Origin of the sequence: Bradyrhizobium diazoefficiens USDA 110 (assembly GCF_000011365.1) — a bacterium.
Taxonomy (GTDB): domain Bacteria; phylum Pseudomonadota; class Alphaproteobacteria; order Rhizobiales; family Xanthobacteraceae; genus Bradyrhizobium; species Bradyrhizobium diazoefficiens.
Window position 1 is genome coordinate 686,614 of record NC_004463.1, and the last position, 21,443, is coordinate 708,056.

Below are 21,443 nucleotides of genomic sequence, written 5' to 3' on the forward strand. Positions count from 1 at the left end.
GTGGTTGTGCGCTGATGCGGATCCTGGGACTGACCGGCTCGATCGGGATGGGCAAATCGACCACCGCGAAATTGTTCGCGGAGGCCGGCGTCCCCGTCTACGACGCCGATGCCGCCGTCCATCAGCTCTACGAGGGCGAGGCGGCGCCTGCGATCGAAGCCGCCTTCCCCGGCACCACCGCGAACGGCAAGGTCGATCGACCAAAACTGTCGGCCCGCGTCGTGCACGATCCCGCCGCGATCAAGCAGCTCGAGCAGATCGTTCATCCGATGCTCGGCGCCTCCCGACAAAAATTCTTTGCCGACGCCGAAGCCGCCAACGCGCCGGTCGTGGTGCTGGATATCCCGCTGCTGTTCGAGACCGGTGGCGAGAAGCGGGTTGACGCCGTCGTTGTGGTCTCGACCTCGCCAGAACTGCAGCGCGAGCGGGTGCTGGCGCGGGGCACGATGGACGAGGCCAAGCTCAACGCCATCATCGCCAAGCAGACGCCCGACGCGGAAAAGCGCAAGCGGGCCGATTTCGTAGTGGATACGTCACACGGACTTGAACCGGTGCGGGCGCAAATTGCGCACATCCTGGCCGAGGTCGTTAAGATGCCGCAGCGGCGAGCCTGATTCGCCGTCCCACACGGCTCCTGATCATGCGCGAAATCGTTCTCGACACCGAAACCACCGGCCTCGATCCGCTCCGCGGCGATCGCCTGGTCGAAATCGGCTGTGTCGAGATGTTCAACCGCATGCCGACGGGGCAGACGTATCACGTCTACATCAATCCCGAACGGGACATGCCGGCGGAAGCCTTTGCGGTGCACGGGCTGTCGGCCGAATTTTTGTCGACCAAGCCGGTGTTCCACGAGGTCGCCGATGCGTTCCTGGAGTTCATCGGCGATGCGCCGCTGGTGATCCACAACGCCTCGTTCGACATCAGCTTCATCAATGCCGAGCTCGACCGGATCAAGCGCGCCGCGATACCGCGCGAGCAGCTGGTGGACACGCTGCTGCTGGCCCGGCGCAAGCATCCGGGCGTGTCCAACCGGCTCGACGATCTCTGCTCGCGCTATGCGATCGACAATTCCCGCCGCACCAAGCACGGCGCGCTGCTCGACGCCGAGCTTCTGGCCGAGGTCTATGTCGATCTGGTCGGGGCGAGGCAGTCGCAGCTGCTGCTGGCTTCGGAAGCCGAGGAAATTCGCATCAATGCGGCTGGCGATACGCCGCGGCGGCAGCGACCGACGCCGCTTGCGCCGCGGATTTCCGACGCCGAGCGCGAGGCCCACAGGGCCTTCATCGCAACGCTCGGCGACAAGGCGATCTGGAACGAGTTTTTGCCCGCTCCAGTTACCGTCAATCCGGCTGGTTAGGCCTGATTTTAGGCTTGGCCGGCCTGACCACCGGCGGCCATTTGCCGCTCCATGTTCTGGCGATAGAGACCGACGAAATCGACCGGATCCAGCATCAGCGGCGGGAACCCGCCGTCGCGCACGGCCGTGGCGATGATCTCACGCGCGAACGGGAACAGCAGACGCGGGCATTCGATCATGACCAGCGGGTGCAGGTTCTCCTTCGGCACGTTGACGATCCGGAACACGCCGGCATAGGCGAGCTCGAACGAGAACATCACCTTGCCCGCGGTCTCGGCCTTGCCCTCGACCGACAGAGTCACCTCGAATTCCTGTTCGCTGAGGTTATTGGCGCCGACATTGATCTGGATATTGATCTGGGGCGGCTGGCCCTGCTGCTGGAGCGAACTCGGCGCGTTCGGATTTTCGAACGAGAGGTCCTTGGTATATTGCGCCAGCACGTTGAGCTGGGGAGCCGGGGCCGCCTCGGGAGGGGTGCCGTTACCGTTGGTCATGAAAGTCTCTCCTTACCCGATTGGGGCTGAATTTCGCGGCAGTTGGCTAACATAGGGCCGCCTCGTTCCACAAGGACGAACGGCCCCGGGGGGATACCCCGGCCGCGGCCACATCTGTGACGCTCACTCCGGCCTCCCGGCCCAATCGCAGGTTAAACGATTGAAGATGCGCGATTTCCGGGCATGATCGGGTTTCCCCTTAAGCATAAAACGCGCTACACTTCGTGCTGTGCCAAAAGGCGCCATTGGCCGGGCAAGATTTCGTGCCTACATCCCACGGACCTGACGTGCGGACCCGAAATGGTGATGTAGACTTGCCGTTCCCGTATGGAACGGTCTACTGGCCGGATTGATTTTCCCGGCGGCGACCCTTCTAGGCGGCCCCTTCTAGAGAAGACCAGAAAGCGAATACCTCGTGGACATCTACACCATCATCTTCCTGGCGCTGGCGGTCTTTATTTTTCTGCGGCTGCGCAGCGTGCTGGGGCAGCGCACGGGCAACGAGCGGCCTCCGTTCGACCATACTGCCGCCCGCAACGCGCTGGGGGGTGCCCAGGACAAGAACGTCGTGACCATGCCGGGCAAGGTGATCGACCAGGCTCCGCTGGCGCCGACGGTCGAGCCGACCCCGCCCTCCGACCGCTGGAAGGGCCTGACCGAGCCGGGCACCGCGCTCGCGCAGGGTCTCGACGCCATCGTCGACAAGGATTCCACCTTCGACCCGCGCCATTTCATCTCGGGCGCCCGCGGCGCCTATGAGATGATCGTGCTGGCCTTTGCCAATGGCGACCGCCGCGCGCTGCGCGACCTGCTGTCGTCGGAGGTCTATGAAAGCTTCGACGCCGCGATCAAGGAGCGCGAGAAGAACGAGCAGAAGACCGAGACGCGCTTCGTCTCGATCGACAAGGCCGAGCTCGTCGGCGCCGAGCTGCGCGACCGCACCGCCCAACTCACCATCCGCTTCGTCTCGCAGATGATCTCGGCCACCCGCGACAAGGCCGGCAATATCGTCGACGGCAGCGCCGATACGGTCGCCGACATCACCGACATCTGGACTTTCGCCCGCGACATCACCTCTCGCGATCCGAACTGGAAGCTGGTTGGCACCGGAAGCGCGAATTAAGGTCTTCCTGAAGACCAGCGCGACGGCGCTTTGCGCGGGTGTCGTCGTGCTGTCGTCGTTTTCGCTCGGCGCCGAGGCGGCGCGGCGCCACTACCGCAGCCACCACCACCATCTCCCGCAATTGCCCGCCACCCCGCCGCGGGCCTTGCCCTATCCGCAGCTCCCCCTGCCGTTCGAGATATCAGGCGCGCAATACCTGCCGCTGGCCTGGGCCGATGTGAAAGGCTGGAGCGATGACGATCATCTCGCAGCCTACAAGACGTTCCGCGCGAGCTGCCGGTCGATCAACGCGCAGACCGTCGCTCCCGAGCCCAAGAGTGAATACAAGGCGCTGGGGGCATCGCTGAGCGAACCGTGCCGGGCCGCCAAATCGCTCGAGCTCAGCGACGACGCCAAGGCCAAAACCTTCTTCGAGGAGAATTTTGCGCCGCTGCGCATTTCGCGCCTCGGCGAGCCCGACGGTTTCGTCACCGGCTATTACGAGCCGGTGCTGGAGGGATCGCGGACGCAGACTGACGTCTACAATGTCCCGGTCTATCGCCGGCCTTCGAACCTCTTCGTGCGCGGCTACAAGCAGGATTCGGTCAGCCTGCCCAACAAGGGCCCGGTCTATCGCAAGATCGGCCGCCGCAAGCTGGTGCCCTATTACGACCGCGGCGAGATCGAGGACGGCAAGATCGCGGGCCGTGGGCTCGAGATCGCCTGGCTGAAGGACCCGACCGATCTCCTGTTCGCGCAGATCCAGGGCTCGGCGCGGATCAAGTTCGACGACGGCACGACGCTCCGGCTCAACTATGACGCCTATAACGGCTACCCCTACACGGCCGTCGGGCGCATCCTGATCGAGCGCGGCATCATTCCGAAGGAAGAGATGTCGATGCAGAAGATCAGGGAATGGATGGCGCAGAACCCCGATGGCGCCAAGGAGCTGCGCCGCCAGAACCGCGCCTACATTTTCTTCCGCGAGGTCAATCTCTCGGACAAGGACGAGGCGGTGGGCGCGCAGGGCATTCCGCTGACGGCCGGCCGCTCCATCGCGGTCGACAAATCGCTGCATGTCTACGGCACGCCGTTCTTCATCGAGGGCGAGCTGCCGATCGACTCCGAGCGCTCCAAGACGCCGTTCCATCGGCTGATGATCGCGCAGGACACCGGCTCGGCCATCATCGGTCCCGCGCGCGCCGATCTCTATTTCGGCGCCGGCGCGGATGCCGGCCGCGTCTCGGGGCGACTGCGCCATCCCATGCATTTCGTGATGCTGGTGCCGAAGAGCCTCGATCCGACGCCACGCGCCGCGCGGCTGCCGGTGCCGGATCCGCGGCCCTCGGAGAAGATCGCAAAGCTGTTTCCGCAAACCGAACCTGCTAAGGATCAGGCCAAGCCGGCGGCTCCGGCCGCAGCCGTGGCGCCAGGCAAGGGTGAGACGGTCGCTGTCGCAAGCCCTGTCCCGTTGCCGGTGCCGCGTCCCGTGATCGAGCCTGTTCAAGAGCTGCGGCGGCCGGCGAAAAATCGTCCCCATCGGCAGCAATGAAACGATCGTCCCGTCCGCCCGTGCTGGAGCCTCGCCCCTCGCCGCGCCGCCGCGCGCTGAGCGAGGATGAGCGCGAGCTGTGGGATACGGTCGCAAAACAGGTCAAGCCGCTGAGGAAGCATCGTGCGCCGAAAGCGCATCCCGCGTCGCGACCAGAACCATCACCCGCTGCGCCGGCCACGCGACCTGCGCCGTCGCCACGTCCGATTGCTGCGGCGCCGGCGCCGCGTGCCGCCAAGCCGTCCGTCCCGCCTTTGGCGCCGCTCGGCAAGCGCGAGCGCACAAAGCTGTCGCGCGGCCGCAGCGAGATCGAGGCGCGGCTCGATCTGCACGGCATGACCCAGACGCGCGCCCATCGCGCCTTGACCGGTTTCCTGCACCGCGCCCATCACGACGGCCTGACCTTCGTGCTCGTCATCACCGGCAAGGGCCGGAGCGGCGGCGAAAGCGGCGTGCTCCGCCGCCAGGTACCGGAATGGCTGAGCCTGCCGGAATTCCGCGCCTTCGTCGTCGGCTTCGAGACGGCGCATATCGGCCATGGCGGCGAGGGCGCGCTTTACGTGCGGATCAGGCGGGCGAGATTTTAGCGGTTCTACACCTCTCCCGCTTGCGGGAGAGGTCGACGCGCTCGAAGAGCGTGGCGGGTGAGGGTTCTTTCGTCTTAGGGAATCCCTCTGCGGAGACACCCTCACCCCAGCCCTCCCCCGCAAGCGGTAGAGGGAGTGCACCGTCTAAAACGGCCGCACGATTCCGACGCGCGGGATCAGCGTGATGACCAGGCCGAAGATGTCAGTGTTGCGATCCCCGGCCGGGATCAGCGGGGTCTCCTGTTTGGCCGGCAGCATCTTCACCGCATGCAGGATCAGGAACATGCAGACCGCCCAGTTCGAGATCCAGCGCGAATAGTCGAACACCATCGCGAACATCACGAGATAGGCGAGGCTGACGCCGATCAGCGCGGCGATGACGAGGCGCCGGTGCGTCTCGCTTGCGAGCGCGCTGATCAAATCGGCAAAATAGCGCCACAGCGGCGTGTGCAGCCAGATCAGAAGCGCAAACACCGGCACGCCGAGGATGTTGTGCGGCAGGCGGCCCCAGGTGTCCAAGATCTCCTTCGCCAGCGGCTGGTACCAGATGTAGCTGAATTGCAAGAGGTCGGTGCGGGAGGGATCGACCATCCTGGTCTTCAGATACGCGACGAAATCCGCCTCCGGGATCGGCATCGTTCCCAGGAATTGGGCCGCGAAGAACAGCGCGGAGACGACCGCGAGGGCGACCACGCCGAACGCGACGTTGCTGCGATTGCACCCGCAGGCGAGATAGTGCCTGATCACGACGATGGCGATGATGGTCGGCACGTACATCAAGAGATGAATGTGGTGGATCAGCACGAGCACGATCGAGAACAGCGCCGCCGTCGCCACGAACAGCAATGAGCCCGCCGGCATCAGCAGCAGGATGATCGCCAGCGCGCAGCCATAGATGTCGAAATGACCGAGCGTGTGCATGAAGTTCTTCAGGAAGAACGGCGAGCCCGCGATGAACACGAACAGCGGCAGCGTCTTCGCGGCAAAGCCGAAGGTCTTTTGAAACAACCTTGCAAATAGCGCCAGCGTCACCAGCCACGTCACGCCGCCGAGTGCGAACACCAGCCAGACCGGCACCTTCGTCGTGAACAGCGCGACGACCGCCCCGATCAGCGCGCGCTTGATGAAGCCGAAATGGTAGTCGACGAGCAGGTGGATGTAGGGGACGTAGGGCGGCAGCTGGATCTTGTGAACGAACACGCCGACGATGACCACGGCGTTGATCGCGAGCAGCAGGCGCCAGGGGTTTTGCAGGATGCGCGTCGTCACGCTGCACCCGAACCGGCGCAGGTTACCGCCGCCGTCGTCCCGGACAAGCGAGCTCGTGCCAACGCGCAGCGTTGTCCGGAGCGTGCGCAGATCCGGGACCCATAACCACCGCAGGTCGCTTGAGCCGAGATCAGAGCCGCCATCTTGCTTCAACAATATCCGCTGGTGGAATGGGTCCTGGCTTTCGCCAGGACGACGGCGGATAGATAGCGGACAAGCCCGGAATTACAAAATAAACCGGCTCAGATCGGCGTTCTTGGCGAGGTCGCCGACGTGCTTCTGTACGAAATCGGCATCGACCCGGATGGTCTCGCCGTTGCGGTCGGGCGCGGTGAAGGAGATCTCGTCCAGCACCCGCTCCATCACCGTCTGGAGCCGCCGCGCGCCGATGTTCTCGACGGTCGAGTTGACGGCGACCGCGACGTCGGCGAGCGCGTCGATGGCGTTGTCGGTGATGTCGAGCGTGACGCCCTCGGTCTGCATCAGGGCAACATATTGCTTGATCAGCGAGGCCTCGGGCTCGGTCAGGATGCGGCGCATGTCGTCACGGGTCAACGCCTGGAGCTCGACGCGGATCGGCAGGCGGCCCTGCAATTCCGGCAACAGGTCCGACGGCTTGGCGACATGGAAGGCGCCGGAGGCAATGAACAGGATGTGGTCGGTCTTCACCGCGCCGTGCTTGGTTGAGACCGTGGTACCCTCGATCAGCGGCAGCAGGTCGCGCTGCACGCCCTCGCGCGAGACGTCGCCGCCGACGCGGCCGTCGCGGGCGCAGATCTTGTCGATCTCGTCCAGGAACACGATGCCGTTGTTCTCGACCGCGCTGATCGCTTCCAGCGTCAGCTGCTCGGTGTCCAGCAGCTTGTCGGATTCCTCGTTGATAAGGATCTCGTGCGAGCTTTCCACCGTGAGCCGCCGGGTCTTGCTGCGGCCGCCCAGCTTGCCGAAGATGTCGCCGATCGAGATCGCGCCCATCTGCGCGCCCGGCATGCCCGGAATCTCGAACATCGGCATGCCGCCGCCGGAGGACTGCGTCTCGATCTCGATTTCCTTGTCGTTGAGTTCGCCCGCCCGCAGCTTCTTGCGGAAGGATTCCCGCGTCGCCGAACTCGCATTGGCGCCGACCAGGGCGTCGAGCACGCGCTCCTCGGCGGCGAGCTGGGCGCGCGCCTGTACATCCTTGCGCTTGCGCTCGCGCACCTGGGCGATCGCGACCTCGACGAGATCACGCACGATCTGCTCGACGTCGCGGCCGACATAGCCGACTTCGGTGAACTTCGTCGCCTCGACCTTCAGGAACGGCGCATTGGCAAGCTTGGCCAGTCGCCGCGCGATCTCGGTCTTGCCGACGCCGGTGGGGCCGATCATCAGGATGTTCTTCGGCAGCACCTCCTCGCGTAAGGAACCTTCGAGCTGCTGCCGCCGCCAGCGGTTGCGCAGCGCGATCGAGACGGCGCGCTTGGCGTCGGTCTGGCCGACGATGAAACGGTCGAGTTCGGAAACGATTTCGCGGGGAGAGAAGTCTGTCATGGGACCTTAGCTAGGGTCAGATGCGGGCCGGGACAAGTCGCTTTTTCGGCCGTCAGATGATCGGCGGCCCCGATTGCCATTGCTTCACGGCCTCGATCGGATGGATCAGCATCAGGATATTGAGCGTCAGATTGTCGCGAATGTGGAGCGCCAGCATGATCTCGAAGGCGAGCCCGATCATCACGGTGACCCAGACCGGCAGAACGCGTGCGGCGAGGAACCCCAGCACCATGGCCAGATTGTCAGAGACCGAATTGACGATGCTGTCGCCAAAATAGTCCAGCGAGATCGTGCCGGCGCGGTAGCGCTCGATGATGAATGGCGAGTTCTCGACGATCTCCCAGGCGCCTTCGATCAGCATGGCGACGATCAGCCGTGCCGGCCACGACAGAGGCAGCAACGGCAGGCGCGCGAATAGCAGAAAGGTCAATCCGTAGAACAGGAAGCCGTGCAGGACGTGCGAGAAGCTGTACCAGTCGGCGATGTGCTGGGAGTTCTCCGAGCTGTTCACCACGCCGTGCCACAGCTTGACGTAGCCGCAGGTGCAGATCGGCACCCGGCCCATCGCGAACAGGATCGAGGCCTGCAGCGCCAGCAGCAACAGCGCGATGCTGACCCAGGCGAATGCCGGCACCGCGGCTTTGCTTTCGTGCGTGGTTGCCAGCGTCATGGCACGCGCACCATCAACAGCGCCGGCCCGTCCGGCGTCTCGACCATGCGGTCGCGGACGAAGCCCGCCTTCTCATAGGCGCGTACGGCACGCGAGTTGAGCGGGTCTGGATCGGTGACGACGCGCGGCAGGCCGTGCCGCAGCTGCTCGTCGACGAATTGGCGGATGAAGGCCGAGCCGTGGCCGCGCGCGATCATGTCGCTTTCGCCGATGAACTGATCGATCCCACGCGTGCCCCCCGGTTGCGGCCCGAAGCCCGTATTCCAGGCAGTCAGGCGGTAGCACTGAAGATAGCCGAACGGCTTGTCGCCGGCCAACACGATGAACTGGTCCATCGCCGGCTCATCGAGGTCGCCGCTGACCAGCGCAAACTGCTCGCCCGGATCGCCCCACCATTCCCGCACATGCGCTTCGCCCAGCCACCGCCGGATCAGCGGCAGGTCGGCCGCGGTCATCGGGCGGAAGGCGTAGCTTTGGGTCATCTAGCGACCATGACGGAGCTGCACTCCCTCTCCCGCTTGCGGGAGAGGGTTGGGGAGAGGGTGCTTCCGCAACGGGACAGCCCCCAAGGGGAGGGAGCCCTCACCCGCGCCTTTGGCGCGACCTCTCCCGCAAGCGGGAGAGGTTACAGCCAGTCCTGAGCTCCGCTGTTCAATCACAGGCCTAGCCGGTCGCCAGGCTTTCGATGGTCACATTGCGGTTGGTGTAGACGCAGATGTCGGCGGCGATGTCGAGGGAGCGGCGGACGATGGTCTCGGCGTCCTTGTCGGTGTCGAGCAGGGCCCGCGCGGCCGCCAGTGCATAGTTACCGCCGGAGCCGATCGCCATCACGCCGGCCTCGGGCTCGAGCACGTCGCCGGTGCCTGTCAGCACCAGGGAGACGTCCTTGTCGGCCACGATCATCATGGCCTCCAGCCGCCGCAGGTAACGGTCGGTGCGCCAATCCTTGGCGAGCTCGACCGCGGCGCGGGTCAATTGCCCCGGATATTGCTCGAGCTTGGCTTCCAACCGCTCAAAGAGTGTGAAGGCGTCGGCGGTGGCGCCGGCAAAGCCGCCGATGACGTCGCCCCTGCCGAGCTTGCGGACCTTCTTGGCGTTGGACTTGATCACGGTCTGGCCGATCGAGACTTGGCCGTCGCCGCCGATCACCACCTTGCCGCCCTTGCGGACCGTCAAGATCGTGGTGCCGTGCCAGCCCGGCGAGCTTTTCTGGGAATCCTGCATGAATGATCCTCGTTGTCCGGGCTGATTTAGGCGGTCGGGGGCGAGGGCACAACGGGCCGCTCCGGCCCCAATTTCGCTCACCATAGGCAGAAGTAGACGCCCGGCCAGCCGTTCCCGCAGTAGCGAAGGCGTCATGGGGCTGTTAAAAGACCCCCGTTTTCGGCCCCCGAGCATGATCCGGAAAAGTGGGCACCGGTTTTCCGACAAAGATCATGCTCAAATAAAGCGAAAGCTAGTTTTGATGCGCACCGCGACGATCAAGCGCAAGACCAAGGAAACCGACATCGAGGTCACCGTGAACCTCGATGGCACCGGCGTGTCCAATATCGCGACCGGCATCGGCTTTTTCGACCATATGCTCGATCTCCTCGCCCGCCATTCCCGCATCGACCTCACGGTCAAGGCGGTCGGCGACCTGCACATTGATCATCACCATACCACCGAAGACACCGGCATCGCGCTCGGCCAGGCGGTCAAGCAGGCGCTCGGCACCATGGCGGGCATCACCCGCTATGCCGGCGTGCACATGCCGATGGACGAGACCCTGTCGCGCGTCGTGATCGACATCTCGGGCCGCCCGGTCCTGGTGTTCAAGGTCGACTTCCCCCGCGACAAGATCGGCGAGTTCGACACCGAGCTCGTGCGCGAGTGGTTCCAGGCCTTCGCCATGAACGCCAGCGTGACTCTCCACGTCGAGACCCTATATGGCGATAACAGCCACCATATCGCCGAGTCCTGCTTCAAGGGTCTGGCGCGGGCGCTGCGGGCGGCGGTTGCGATCGATCCGAAGGCGGCGGGTGAAATCCCGTCCACCAAGGGCTCGCTCGGCGGCTGACATCTCCGTCGGTTACGAAACGACGCCGGCGGCATCACTGAATTCTTGAGAACGGGGCATCACCATGCCTGTCTACACAGTTCATGCTCCCTCCCCTGCCGGAGCCGATCTGCGCGCGACCGACAAGTTCGTCTTCGTGCGCGACGGCTTCCATTTCTGGGCGATGATCTTCGGCCCGTTCTGGCTGCTGTGGAATCGGCTATGGCTGGCGCTGATCGGCTGGATCGTCTTCCTGGCTGCGTTCGATGCCGGACTGCACCGCCTCGGCGTCGGCCGCAGCTCGATCTTCTTCGCCAATATGATCGTTGCGGTGCTGATGGGGTTCGAGGCTTCCAGCCTGCGGCGCTGGACACTGTCGCGCGGCAAGTGGCGGCAGCTCGATATCGTCATCTCCGACGACGAGGACACCGCCGAGCGCCGCTTCTTCGAGCGCTGGAGCCAGAAGCAGCACGGCATCGTCAACGATCAATGGGCCGTCGATCGCGGCGGCCCGCCGCCGACCCGCAATACGCCGGGCCAGCAATTCTCGAACCCGCCGCCAATTCCGGCCGGCGGCATCATTGGTTTGTTTCCAGAACCGGGAGGGTCAAGATGAGCATCGCCATCATCGATTACGGTTCCGGTAATCTGCATTCCGCCGCGAAAGCCTTCGAGCGCGCCGCGCGCAGCCTGGAGGACCCGCAAAAGGTCTTCGTCACCAGCGATCCGGATCAGGCTTACGGCGCCGATCGCCTGGTGCTGCCGGGCGTCGGCGCCTTCGCCGATTGCCGGCGCGGCCTCGACGCCGTCAACGGCATGGTCGAGGCGATCACCGAAGCGGTGCGGGTCAAGGCGCGGCCGATGTTCGGCATCTGCGTCGGCATGCAGCTGTTCGCCACCCGCGGCAAGGAGCATGTCATCACGCAGGGCCTGAACTGGATCGGCGGCGACGTCGAGAAGATCACGCCGCGCGACGAAAGCCTGAAGATCCCGCACATGGGCTGGAACACGCTCGACGTGCTGCGCGAGCACCCGGTGCTGAACAAGCTGCCGCTCGGCCCCAAGGGCCAGCACGCCTATTTCGTGCACTCCTACCACCTCAACGCCGCCAATGAGGCGGACGTGCTCGCGCGCGCCGACTATGGCGGGCCTGTCACCGCGATCGTCGCGAAGGACACCGCCATCGGCACGCAATTCCACCCCGAGAAGAGCCAGCGTTTTGGCCTCGCTCTGATCTCGAACTTTTTGCGATGGAAGCCGTGATTCTTTTCCCCGCGATCGACCTCAAGAACGGCCAGTGCGTGCGCCTCGAGCAAGGCGACATGGCGCGCGCGACCGTGTTCAACCTCAATCCCGCGGCGCAGGCGCAGAGCTTTGCCGAGCAGGGGTTTGAGTATCTCCATGTCGTCGATCTCGACGGTGCCTTTGCCGGCAAGCCGGTGAACGCGCAGGCTGTCGAGGCGATGCTGAAGACGATCAAGATCCCGGTGCAGCTCGGCGGCGGCATTCGCGACCTCGCGACCGTCGAAGCCTGGCTCGAAAAGGGCATCACCCGCGTCATCATCGGCACCGCCGCGGTGCGCGATCCCGATCTGGTGAAGGCTGCGGCCAAGAAATTCCCCGGCCGCGTCGCGGTCGGGTTAGACGCCCGCGACGGCAAGGTCGCGGTCGAGGGCTGGGCGGAGACCTCGCAGGTGACTGCTTTGGAGATCGCGCAGCGGTTCGAGGATGCCGGCGTCGCCGCCATCATCTTCACCGACATTGCGCGCGACGGCCTGCTCAAGGGCCTGAACCTGGACGCAACCATCGCGCTGGCCGACAGCATCTCCATCCCGGTGATCGCCTCCGGCGGCCTTGCCTCGATCGACGACGTCAAGGCGATGCTGACGCCGCGTGCCAAAAAGCTCGCCGGCGCGATCGCCGGACGGGCACTTTACGATGGCCGGCTCGATCCCGCCGCCGCCCTCACCCTGATCCGCAACGCGCGCGCCGCCTAGGAGCCGACACATGTTCAAGGTGCGCGTGATCCCCTGCCTCGACGTCAAGGACGGAAGAGTCGTCAAGGGCGTCAATTTCGTCGACCTGCGCGATGCCGGCGACCCCGTCGAAGCCGCGATCGCCTATGACGCCGCCGGCGCCGATGAGCTCACCTTCCTCGACATCACCGCGACCCATGAGAACCGCGGCATCATGCTCGACGTGGTCCGCCGCACGGCGGAGGCCTGCTTCATGCCTGTGACCGTCGGCGGCGGCGTGCGCGAGGTTGACGATATCAAGACGTTGCTGCGCGCCGGCGCGGACAAGGTCTCGATCAACAGCGCCGCGGTGTCGCGGCGCGAGTTCGTCAAGGAAGCGGCCGAAAAGTTCGGCGAGCAGTGCGTGGTGGTCGCGATCGACGCCAAGCGGGTCAAGCGCCCGGGTGGTGACCGCTGGGAGATCTTCACCCATGGCGGCCGCAACGCGACCGGCATCGACGCCATCGAATATGCCCAGGAAGTGGTCTCGCTCGGCGCCGGTGAAATCCTGCTGACCTCGATGGACCGCGACGGCACAAGGCAGGGGTTCGATATCCCGCTGACTCGGGCGATCGCCGACAGTATTCCCGTTCCTGTAATCGCCTCGGGCGGCGTCGGCAATCTCGACCACCTCGTCGACGGTATCCGCGACGGACACGCCACGGCGGTGCTGGCGGCCTCGATCTTCCATTTCGGGGAATTCACCGTCCGCGAGGCCAAGGAGCACATGGCCCGGCGCGGCCTGCCCATGCGCCTGGATGCCTGACGACTCCCGCTCCTGAAAATGCTACATAGGCCGTTGGGCTTGGCCGCCGTGGCCAAGTGCGCTGCCAAGTGTGTTTCCGAGTAGTTCCGATGCCGCGTTTCACGATCCACGATCTGGCCGAGACCATCGACGCCCGCGCCGCGGCCGGCGGCGAGGGCTCCTATACCCGCAAACTCCTGGACAAGGGCGCCGAGCATTGCGCCAAGAAGTTCGGCGAGGAAGCAGTCGAAACCGTAATCGCAGCAGTCGAAAACGATCGCGCGCATCTGATCGCCGAAGGTGCCGATCTGCTCTATCATTTCCTTGTGCTTTTGAAGGCACGCGGCATAAAGCTGGAAGAGGTCGAGGCCGCGCTGGGCAAGCGAACCTCGATGTCAGGGTTGGAAGAAAAAGCTTCGCGTAAAGAGTGAGCAAGTCGCAACGGAAAGGCGGCGTCATGGATATCCGCGCACCCGAGCAGCAGTATAATCCGTACCGGGTCTATACCCGCGAGCAATGGGCGCGGTTGCGCGACGACACGCCGATGACGCTGGAGCCGGGCGAGTTCGACCGGCTGCGCTCGCTGCACGATCGTCTCGACTTGCAGGAGGTCGAGGACATCTACCTGCCGCTGTCGCGCCTGCTGTCGATCTATGTCGACGCGATGCAGCGCCTGTATTACGCGGAGCGCCAATTCCTCAACATCCGCGACCGCAAGATGCCCTACATCATCGGCGTCGCCGGCTCGGTCGCGGTCGGAAAATCCACCACGGCCCGCGTGCTCCAGGCGCTGCTGGCGCGCTGGTCGCCGCGCCCGAAAGTGGACCTGATCACGACCGACGGTTTTCTGTACCCGAATGCCGTGCTCGACCGGCAGGGCATCATGCAGAAGAAGGGTTTTCCGGAGAGCTACGACCTGCCGCTGCTGCTTGGCTTCCTCTCCGACATCAAGGCTGGCCGCCGCCACGTCCGCGCCCCGGTCTATTCGCATCTGACCTACGACATCGTGCCGAACCAATGGGTGGAGATCGACCAGCCCGACATCCTGATCGTCGAGGGCGTCAACGTGCTGCAAACCGGCAAGTTGCCGCGCGACGGCAAGGCGGTGCCCGTGGTCTCCGACTTCTTCGATTTCTCGGTCTATATCGATGCCGACGAAGCGGCGCTGCGGCGCTGGTACATCAAGCGCTTCCTGGCGCTGCGCGACACCGCGTTCACCAATCCCAAATCCTACTTCAACCGCTACGCGCTGTTGTCCGACGAAGAAGCCACCGCCACCGCGATCGCGATCTGGGAACGCACCAACCTCGCCAATCTCGAGGACAACATCCTGCCGACCCGTCCCCGCGCGACGCTCATCCTGAAGAAGGGCCCCGACCACGTGGTCGAGAGCGTGGCGCTGCGGCGGCTGTAAGCGCGCCGGCTGACAAGGCCCTCGCTTGTTCGGGCAGAGTGTCTTTTGTCGCAGGCCGACAAAAGGTATTTGGCTATGACGCATCGAAGGCGCGAGGGCTCCATGGTTGACCGTCACGCCGGGTAACGGGTCAATTCCGGACCTCTTGTTGCTCTTTCGAGCCGACAAAGATGTGCCACGCCGTCAGAAACATTGCGGCGACGAGCGGACCAATGACAAAGCCGTTCGCGCCGAAAGTCGCAAGGCCGCCCAGGGTGGCGAGCAGCACAACATAGCTTGGCATTCGGATTGACTGGCCGACCAGGACAGGGCGGAGAAAGTTGTCGGCAAGACCGATCACGAAGGTGCCGAAAACGAGCAGGATCATTCCCTTTGTGACTGCGCCTGCCACGAGCAGGTAGAGGCCGACCGGAACCCAGACCAGGGCGGAGCCGAGCACAGGCAGAAGTGAAAGTAGCGCCATGAGGGCGCCGGCCAGCAGCGGCGCAGTCAGGCCGAGCAGCCAGAAGATCAGCCCGCCAAGCGCTCCCTGGATCAGCGCAACCAGTATGATCCCCTTGATCGTCCCGCGAACCGAAAGGGTGAACGCATCCAGAATCGCGGCGGTGTGGCTCCTACGCAGCGGCAGCGCGTCGCGGATGCGCAGGTTCAGCTCGTCACCGTCGCGCAGGAAAAAGAACAGCAGGTATAGCATCACGAGCAAGCTTGCGACGAACTCCACCGTCAACTGACCGATGTTGATCGCGTGGCCGGCCAGCTGCTGGCCGGCGGGGACAACCAGGCTCGAGAGGCGTTCTTTCAGGGCCGAAAGATCAATCCCGGCCAGACGGTCCGAGACGGACGCGGCCCAGTCAGGCAGCGCGGATTTCAGTTGCTGCAGGGGATGAGCGAAACTGATCTCCCCGGTCTGAACACGCTGATACAGCTCCCCTCCCTGCTCGACGAGCGAGGCGATCACGACGGCCACAGGGATCAGGACCATGACGACCACGACGAGGACGGTGGAAAGTGCGGCAAGGTTGCGCCATTCCGGGAACGTTTCCAGGCAAAGTCGATAGAGTGGCGCGAAGATGATCGCCAGCAGCGTCGCCCACAACAATGCGCCGGAGAACGGCCATAGCAGCCAGCCGAACGCGACGGAGATTGCCGCAAGCAAGACGAGGAATGAGCGGTCTTCCGATGTTCTCACGTGTCGCCGGCCTTTCAGTCGCTCCTCACGGGACGTTGGTATCACAGGACTGCGGCGGGGCGGCAAGTCACGCCCGTCCCGTCGCGCAGGCGGCCGGGTTCGATGCGGTCTGTCACCTGCCGGCCTTCGCGCTCCAGTCCGCAGGCTTGATGCGCCCCGCAAAGGCGGCCGGGCCGGAGCCGCTGGCCTTGTAGACGAAAGCTTCGCCCTCCTGCACGTCGCCGGCATCCTTGCCAAAGGCATCGGCGATATTTGTCTTGTGGGTGACCAGGAACGTGTTGGTGCCGGCCTTCGGCGGTGCATCGACGAGCTGTCGCACGGACTGGCCGGCCTTGGCATTTGCGCCGGCCGGGTTTGCCATTCCCGATGCGCTGGCGTTGCTGCTGTCTGTCAACGCGTCGACCGGCCTGACCTCGCGGCCGGAGATCAGCTTGCCGGTCTCGATCGCGCGGTTCAGCCGGCTGGTGTAGACATCGCCGATCGGGATCGCGAGCTCCTTGACCGCCGCCCCGATCTGGCGCGCCATGTCCCTGCCCTTTTCACTGAGCTGACGCTGGGCGCTCATGTCGTCGAACCTGAATGGGTAGACGTCCTTTTGGCTATCGTCGGTCGCAGTGTGCCGAAAGATCAGCACGTAACCGCCTTGCTTGAGCGACGAGAGGAGATCCGGCGTGTCGGCTGCGGCGTATCGGGAGAATCCGGCGAGAAGGACAATGACTGCGAGGCGGCAAAGCACGTTCATGTGCGACATCCTCTTTGCAAATGCCCCGGAGGATGGTGACGCGCCGTGCAGCTGACTTCAATTGGCGATTGCCAGCCGAGGTGAGGTTCCCGGAAATCCCGGATCAGCCCGCCAGCTGCCGCGACGCCGCCAGTCCCGCCAGCGCTTCGTCCAGCTTGTCGCGGTCGAGCGGCTTGATCAGGAATCCGTTCATGCCGGCCTCGAAGCAGGCGTAGCGGTCCTCCACCAGCGTATTGGCGGTGAGCGCGAGGATCGGCGTGTGGTGGCCGCCGGTGGCTGCCTCATGCGCGCGGATGCGCTTGGTCGCTTCGATGCCGTCGAGCTGCGGCATCTGGATGTCCATCAGCACGAGATCATAGGGCGTGCCGGCCGAGCTGGCAGCGAGCCAGGATTCCAGCGCGGCTTCGCCATGGACGGCGATGACGACGCGGTGGCCGAGCTTGGTCAGCAGCGAGCGCATCAGCAGCGCGTTGATCTCGTTGTCCTCGGCGACGAGGACCGAGAGCCCCCTTGCCGGCGCCGCGCTCGTGGCTTCAACCGGGGGCTCCGGCGCGAGCTCGGGCGAGGCGACCTCCGGGGTCAGGGCGAGGCGTGCGGCGAGCGAGGCCGCGCGCAGCGGCTTCACCAGAAAACCGGTGAACGCCGCCGACTGCTTTTCATGGCGCGAGCTCGACGTCAGCAGCACCAGCCGTTGCGGCGCATGAGCGCGGGCCACTCCGCCCAGCCGGTCGGCAATTGCAGGGCCGATCGCGCGATCGACCAGCACCGCGTGCCATGAGCGTTCCGGCAGCAGCGCTTCCGCGACCGTGGCGTCGGTCACCAGACAGGTCTGGCTGCCCCAGCGCTCCAGGCGCCGCGCGATCAGCGAGGCCTCGATGCCCTCGGCAATCAGGAGGATCGACTTGCCGGTGAGGTCGGGGCTCGGGAATGCGGTCTGCCCCGCGCGGGCCTCTGACGGCGCGAGCGGCACCGCGACCTCGAAGGTCGAGCCCTTGCCCGGTTCGCTCGCAAGTGTGATCCGGCCGCCCATGCGCTTGACGATGCGTTCGCTGATGGCAAGGCCGAGCCCGGTGCCGCCATAGGTGCGGGCGACGCGCTCGTCGGCCTGCTCGAACTCGCGGAAAATGCGTTGCTGCGCTTCGGCTGCGATGCCGATGCCGGTGTCGCGGACGAGGAAGCTGATCTCGTTCGGCCTGATGCCGGGCTCGACGATCAGCGCGACACCGCCGCTTGCGGTGAACTTGATGGCGTTGCCGGCGAGGTTGAGCAGCACCTGGCGCAGCCGCGCGGCGTCGCCGACCACCTCGAGCGGCAGGCGCTCGTCGACATAGGCGGCGATCTCGAGCGTCTTCGCCTGCGCGCGGGGCGCGAGCAGCTCGGTGATCTCCTCGATCAGGGTCGAGAGCGCGAAGGGGCGCTGCTCGAGATCGAGCTTGCCGGCTTCGATCTTGGAATAGTCGAGCAGCTCCTCGATCAGCGCCATCAGCGCTTCGCCGGAGGTCTTCACGGCCTTCGCGTAGGTCGCCTGCTCCGGCGTCAGCGTGGTGTCGAGCAAGAGGCCGCCCATGCCGATGATGCCGTTGAGCGGCGTGCGGATCTCGTGCGAGGCCATCGCGAGGAAACGCGATTTGGCGCGGTTGGCGGCATCGGCCTGGTCGCGGGCGTCGGACAATGCGCGCTCGGTCTCGGTGCGGTCGGTGACGTCGCGCCCCACACTCTGCAACTCGGCCGGTTGGCCTGCGTCGAGGCGGACATAGCCCTCGCGCCAGGCGATCCAGCGCGCGCCGAGCGGAGTTGCGATCTTCTGGTCGTGAACGCGTGTGCCACTGCTTTCGCGGGCACTGTCGCCCTGCTCCAGCACGTCGAAATCAAAGCGCGTGCCGACCAGGGCGCCGCGCGCCTGTCCCGCGAGCGCGCAATAGGCGTCGTTGGCAAAGGTGATGCGGTTCTGGTGATCGCGCAGCACGATCAGATCGCCCTGCTGTTCGAACAGGCTGCGGGCGCGTTCCTCGGCTTCCTTCAGCTCCCAATTGCGATCGATCAGGGCCTCGTTGTGGGCGGCGAGCTTGCGCAGCCGCTTGTTGACGAAGCGCAGCCGCATGCTGAGCGTCGCGAGGCCAAGGCAGGCGAGTGCGAACAGGAAGCTCGCGCCGATCGCGAAGGTGTGGGGATCGTAACCGGAATTCTCGGAGCGGCTGCCGGAGACAAAGCCATAGGCGCCGCCGAACGTCGCCGAGAAGATCATGAAGGAGCGGATCGCGAAGGCAATGCGGGGGTGCTGCCGCCTGAAGCGGCGCATGCGCACCTTGATCCGGAACGTCCGACCCATCGCCACCGACCCCGACTCTTAAAACCCCGCGCTCGCCGCTGCGACGATGTCCCGCCGACCTTGCGAACAGCTTGAGGCTTTCGGGTCGCCTCCAAACAAGGTTGACGAGGTGTTAACGCCTCAGAGCATGATCCGGAAAAGTGTGCAGCGGTTTTCCGGAAAGATCATGCTCCGACATCAACTCTGAAGCGGGATAATCATCGCGCTTCAGAGCGAGGCGGCCTGGAACGGGCGGTGACCGTCGTGGGCGCCGACGATCAGCGCCGCCGCCTCGCGCTGCGAGAACGTCTTCGAGCGCACATAGATGCGATAGTCGGCCGGTCCGTCGGTGGAGAGGTAGATCACCGGTCCGCCGTCGACCGGCTGCGCGGCAATCGTGATGAGCCGGGTCTGCGGATTGGCCTGGCAGGAGTCCGGCTCGGCGCCGAGGCCGTCGTCCACGACCGCGAAGTCCGCACCGTCCGCATCGTCGGTGATCTGGACCCGCACCGTGGCCCGTGTCGGATCGTCGGTGAAGGCGACATGGATGCCGGCCGTCCAGAACAGCGATGTCAGCTCGACGGAGGTGTCGCCCAGCGCGATGCAGGGATGTGAGACCGATCCGATCTCGCTGCGGGCAAACACCGCAGCCGCCAACAGGGGAACAACCGAGGCCAGGATCTTGAAACGCAACATGACACTCTACTCGCCGGGCCCGTCCGGGAACTTGTGGGCCTTATAGTTTGCAGAGCGTAAAGGAAACTCGTTACCGCCGGGTTGATGCGCGGAATGATCACGCCATCTGGCGCACATCCTCTGCGAGTGCGCGGTAGGACAGCGCTTCGGCGAGATGCAGCCGGCCGATCTTGTCCGCGCCATCGAGGTCGGCGAGCGTGCGCGCCACGCGCAGCACGCGGTGATAGCCGCGCGCCGACAGCCGCATGGTCTCGGCGGCGTCGCGCAGCAGCTTGGCGCCTTGCGCGTCCGGCTTTGCGATGTCTTCCAGCACCGAGGCGGGCGCCTCGGCATTGGTGCGGACGTTCGGCAGGCCGATATCCGCGTAGCGCGCAAGCTGGATGTCGCGCGCCGCCGCCACGCGTGCGGCGACCTCGGCCGATCCCTCCGCCGGCGGCGGCAGGATCAGGTCGGCTGCGGTCACCGCCGGAACCTCGATGCGCAAGTCGATGCGGTCCATCAAAGGCCCCGAGATGCGCGCCTGGTAGTCGCCGGTGCAGCGATCGATGCGGCCGCGCTTGCAGGCATAGCCGGGCTCGAACGCGTTGCCGCAGCGGCAGGGATTCATCGCCGCGACCAGCATGAAGCGGGCAGGGTAGGTGACGCGATGATTGGCGCGGGACACCGAGACCTCGCCGTTCTCCAGCGGCTGGCGCAGCGAATCCAGCACGCGCGGATCGAACTCCGGCAGCTCGTCGAGGAACAGCACGCCCTGATGCGCCAGCGAGATCTCGCCGGGTTTTGCGCGCATCCCGCCGCCGGTGAGCGCGGCCATGCTGGCGGAATGATGCGGCGAGCGGAACGGGCGCCGCGCGGTCAGCGCGCCGCCCTCGATCTCGCCGGCGACGGAGGCGATCATCGAGACCTCCAGCAGCTCGCCCGGCGACAGCGGCGGCAGGATCGAGGGCAGGCGCGCCGCCAGCATCGACTTGCCGGCGCCGGGTGCGCCGATCATCAACAGGTGATGTCCGCCGGCGGCCGCGATCTCCAGCGCCCGCTTGGCGCTTTCCTGGCCCTTGATGTCGCGCAGGTCGAGCTTTGAGGCGGCGGCTTCGTGCACTTTCGGCGAAGGCCGCGACAGCACCTGCGTGCCCTTGAAGTGGTTGGCGATCTGGATCAGCGATTGTGCGGCGATGATCTGGATGTCCGGGCTCGCCCAGGCCGCTTCGGAGCCGCAGGCGGCCGGACAGATCAAGCCTTCCTCGCGCACATTGGCGCCGATCGCGGCGGGAAGAACGCCGGCCACAGGCGCGATCGAGCCGTCGAGGCCGAGCTCGCCGAGCACGGTGAAGCCGGTCAGCGCATCCGGCGGAATCGCGCCGATTGCCGCCATCAGCCCGAGTGCGATCGGCAGGTCGTAATGGCTGCCTTCCTTGGGCAGATCGGCGGGGGCCAGATTGACGATGATCCGCCGCGCCGGCAGCGCCAGGCCCGAGGCGATCAGCGCCGAGCGGACCCGCTCGCGCGCCTCGGACACCGCCTTGTCCGGCAGGCCGACGATGGCAAAGGCCGGCAGGCCCGGCGCGACCTGCACCTGCACGTCGACCGCGCGGGCCTCGATCCCTTCAAAGGCGACGGTAGAAACCCGTTGAACCATGCCGAACCAGCCTGCCCTCTCGCACAATCGAGGGTAGCAGAGCCGGCCACCCTCCGCAAGAACAATACGGGAACATATCCGGCGCCGTGCAAGCCC

Annotated in this window: 23 protein-coding genes; 12 read left to right on the forward strand and 11 right to left on the reverse strand. The window is 65.4% G+C overall.

Annotation, left to right across the window (positions count from 1 at the left end; all coding sequences use genetic code 11):
- The first annotated feature begins 14 nt into the window (after positions 1-14).
- Entirely contained in the window at positions 15-614 is a 600-nt protein-coding gene (gene coaE / locus BJA_RS03230; RefSeq protein ID WP_011083466.1) for a dephospho-CoA kinase, read from the forward strand.
- A gap of 26 nt (positions 615-640) precedes the next feature.
- Complete coding sequence (dnaQ, locus tag BJA_RS03235; RefSeq protein WP_011083467.1) at positions 641-1,360, forward strand: DNA polymerase III subunit epsilon; 720 nt, start codon at positions 641-643, stop codon at positions 1,358-1,360.
- Between the two features lie 8 nt (positions 1,361-1,368).
- Here dnaQ and secB read toward each other — a convergent pair whose 3' ends face one another.
- Positions 1,369-1,854, reverse strand: coding sequence for a protein-export chaperone SecB (gene secB, locus BJA_RS03240; RefSeq protein ID WP_011083468.1), 486 nt, complete (start codon positions 1,852-1,854; stop codon positions 1,369-1,371).
- Between the two features lie 415 nt (positions 1,855-2,269).
- Here secB and BJA_RS03245 point away from each other — a divergent pair, with 415 nt between their 5' ends.
- The 3 genes from BJA_RS03245 to BJA_RS03255 are packed head-to-tail and all read left to right on the forward strand — an operon-like array spanning position 2,270 to position 5,095.
- The gene (locus tag BJA_RS03245) at positions 2,270-2,977 is read left to right on the forward strand and encodes a Tim44/TimA family putative adaptor protein (protein WP_011083469.1); all 708 of its coding nucleotides are present in this window, start codon (positions 2,270-2,272) and stop codon (positions 2,975-2,977) included.
- Positions 2,955-4,508, forward strand: a complete 1,554-nt coding sequence (locus tag BJA_RS03250; RefSeq protein WP_038965126.1) for a murein transglycosylase A — start codon at positions 2,955-2,957, stop codon at positions 4,506-4,508. The genes BJA_RS03245 and BJA_RS03250 overlap by 23 nt, the downstream gene beginning before the upstream one ends.
- The gene (locus BJA_RS03255) at positions 4,505-5,095 is read left to right on the forward strand and encodes a Smr/MutS family protein (protein WP_011083471.1); all 591 of its coding nucleotides are present in this window, start codon (positions 4,505-4,507) and stop codon (positions 5,093-5,095) included. Before BJA_RS03250 ends, BJA_RS03255 begins: the two co-directional genes overlap by 4 nt.
- 144 nt (positions 5,096-5,239) lie before the next feature.
- On the opposite strand, the gene BJA_RS03260 is transcribed toward BJA_RS03255, so the two are convergent.
- The 5 genes from BJA_RS03260 to hslV form a co-directional block, all read right to left on the reverse strand.
- Entirely contained in the window at positions 5,240-6,364 is a 1,125-nt protein-coding gene (locus tag BJA_RS03260; RefSeq protein ID WP_011083472.1) for a hypothetical protein, read from the reverse strand.
- Between the two features lie 225 nt (positions 6,365-6,589).
- Entirely contained in the window at positions 6,590-7,894 is a 1,305-nt protein-coding gene (gene hslU, locus BJA_RS03265) for an ATP-dependent protease ATPase subunit HslU (RefSeq protein ID WP_011083473.1), read from the reverse strand.
- Positions 7,895-7,946: 52 nt separating this feature from the next.
- Positions 7,947-8,564 carry a DUF2585 domain-containing protein gene (locus BJA_RS03270; RefSeq protein ID WP_011083474.1) on the reverse strand — a complete coding sequence of 206 codons (618 nt, stop codon included), beginning with the start codon at positions 8,562-8,564 and terminating at the stop codon, positions 7,947-7,949.
- On the reverse strand, positions 8,561-9,046 hold the full coding sequence (locus BJA_RS03275) for a GNAT family N-acetyltransferase (RefSeq protein WP_011083475.1): 486 nt from the start codon (positions 9,044-9,046) through the stop codon (positions 8,561-8,563). Before BJA_RS03275 ends, BJA_RS03270 begins: the two co-directional genes overlap by 4 nt.
- Before the next feature lie 181 nt (positions 9,047-9,227).
- A complete protein-coding gene (hslV, locus tag BJA_RS03280; protein ID WP_011083476.1) occupies positions 9,228-9,788 on the reverse strand; it encodes an ATP-dependent protease subunit HslV in 561 nt (186 codons plus the stop codon).
- Positions 9,789-10,029: 241 nt separating this feature from the next.
- Between hslV and hisB the strand changes: the two genes are divergently transcribed.
- From hisB to coaA, 7 genes are all read left to right on the forward strand, one after another.
- Positions 10,030-10,623, forward strand: a complete 594-nt coding sequence (gene hisB / locus BJA_RS03285) for an imidazoleglycerol-phosphate dehydratase HisB (RefSeq protein WP_011083477.1) — start codon at positions 10,030-10,032, stop codon at positions 10,621-10,623.
- Positions 10,624-10,687: 64 nt separating this feature from the next.
- Complete coding sequence (locus tag BJA_RS03290) at positions 10,688-11,218, forward strand: DUF2628 domain-containing protein (RefSeq protein WP_011083478.1); 531 nt, start codon at positions 10,688-10,690, stop codon at positions 11,216-11,218.
- Positions 11,215-11,865: an imidazole glycerol phosphate synthase subunit HisH gene (gene hisH, locus BJA_RS03295; RefSeq protein WP_011083479.1), complete on the forward strand. Its 651-nt coding sequence runs from the start codon at positions 11,215-11,217 to the stop codon at positions 11,863-11,865. The genes BJA_RS03290 and hisH overlap by 4 nt, the downstream gene beginning before the upstream one ends.
- The gene (gene hisA / locus BJA_RS03300) at positions 11,853-12,599 is read left to right on the forward strand and encodes a 1-(5-phosphoribosyl)-5-[(5-phosphoribosylamino)methylideneamino]imidazole-4-carboxamide isomerase (protein WP_038965127.1); all 747 of its coding nucleotides are present in this window, start codon (positions 11,853-11,855) and stop codon (positions 12,597-12,599) included. Before hisH ends, hisA begins: the two co-directional genes overlap by 13 nt.
- Positions 12,600-12,609: 10 nt before the next feature.
- A complete protein-coding gene (gene hisF / locus BJA_RS03305; protein ID WP_011083481.1) occupies positions 12,610-13,383 on the forward strand; it encodes an imidazole glycerol phosphate synthase subunit HisF in 774 nt (257 codons plus the stop codon).
- 89 nt (positions 13,384-13,472) lie between these two features.
- On the forward strand, positions 13,473-13,793 hold the full coding sequence (locus tag BJA_RS03310; protein ID WP_011083482.1) for a phosphoribosyl-ATP diphosphatase: 321 nt from the start codon (positions 13,473-13,475) through the stop codon (positions 13,791-13,793).
- Positions 13,794-13,819: 26 nt separating this feature from the next.
- On the forward strand, positions 13,820-14,776 hold the full coding sequence (coaA, locus tag BJA_RS03315; RefSeq protein WP_027543772.1) for a type I pantothenate kinase: 957 nt from the start codon (positions 13,820-13,822) through the stop codon (positions 14,774-14,776).
- 130 nt (positions 14,777-14,906) lie between these two features.
- Here coaA and BJA_RS03320 read toward each other — a convergent pair whose 3' ends face one another.
- From BJA_RS03320 to BJA_RS03340, 5 genes are all read right to left on the reverse strand, one after another.
- Positions 14,907-15,965 carry an AI-2E family transporter gene (locus BJA_RS03320; protein WP_038965128.1) on the reverse strand — a complete coding sequence of 353 codons (1,059 nt, stop codon included), beginning with the start codon at positions 15,963-15,965 and terminating at the stop codon, positions 14,907-14,909.
- Positions 15,966-16,077: 112 nt separating this feature from the next.
- Positions 16,078-16,707, reverse strand: coding sequence for a histidine phosphatase family protein (locus BJA_RS03325; protein ID WP_038965142.1), 630 nt, complete (start codon positions 16,705-16,707; stop codon positions 16,078-16,080).
- Positions 16,708-16,810: 103 nt separating this feature from the next.
- Positions 16,811-19,036, reverse strand: a complete 2,226-nt coding sequence (locus BJA_RS03330) for an ATP-binding protein (RefSeq protein ID WP_038965129.1) — start codon at positions 19,034-19,036, stop codon at positions 16,811-16,813.
- A gap of 207 nt (positions 19,037-19,243) precedes the next feature.
- The gene (locus BJA_RS03335) at positions 19,244-19,711 is read right to left on the reverse strand and encodes a hypothetical protein (protein WP_011083487.1); all 468 of its coding nucleotides are present in this window, start codon (positions 19,709-19,711) and stop codon (positions 19,244-19,246) included.
- 97 nt (positions 19,712-19,808) lie between these two features.
- On the reverse strand, positions 19,809-21,347 hold the full coding sequence (locus tag BJA_RS03340) for a YifB family Mg chelatase-like AAA ATPase (protein WP_011083488.1): 1,539 nt from the start codon (positions 21,345-21,347) through the stop codon (positions 19,809-19,811).
- Between the last annotated feature and the right edge of the window lie 96 nt (positions 21,348-21,443).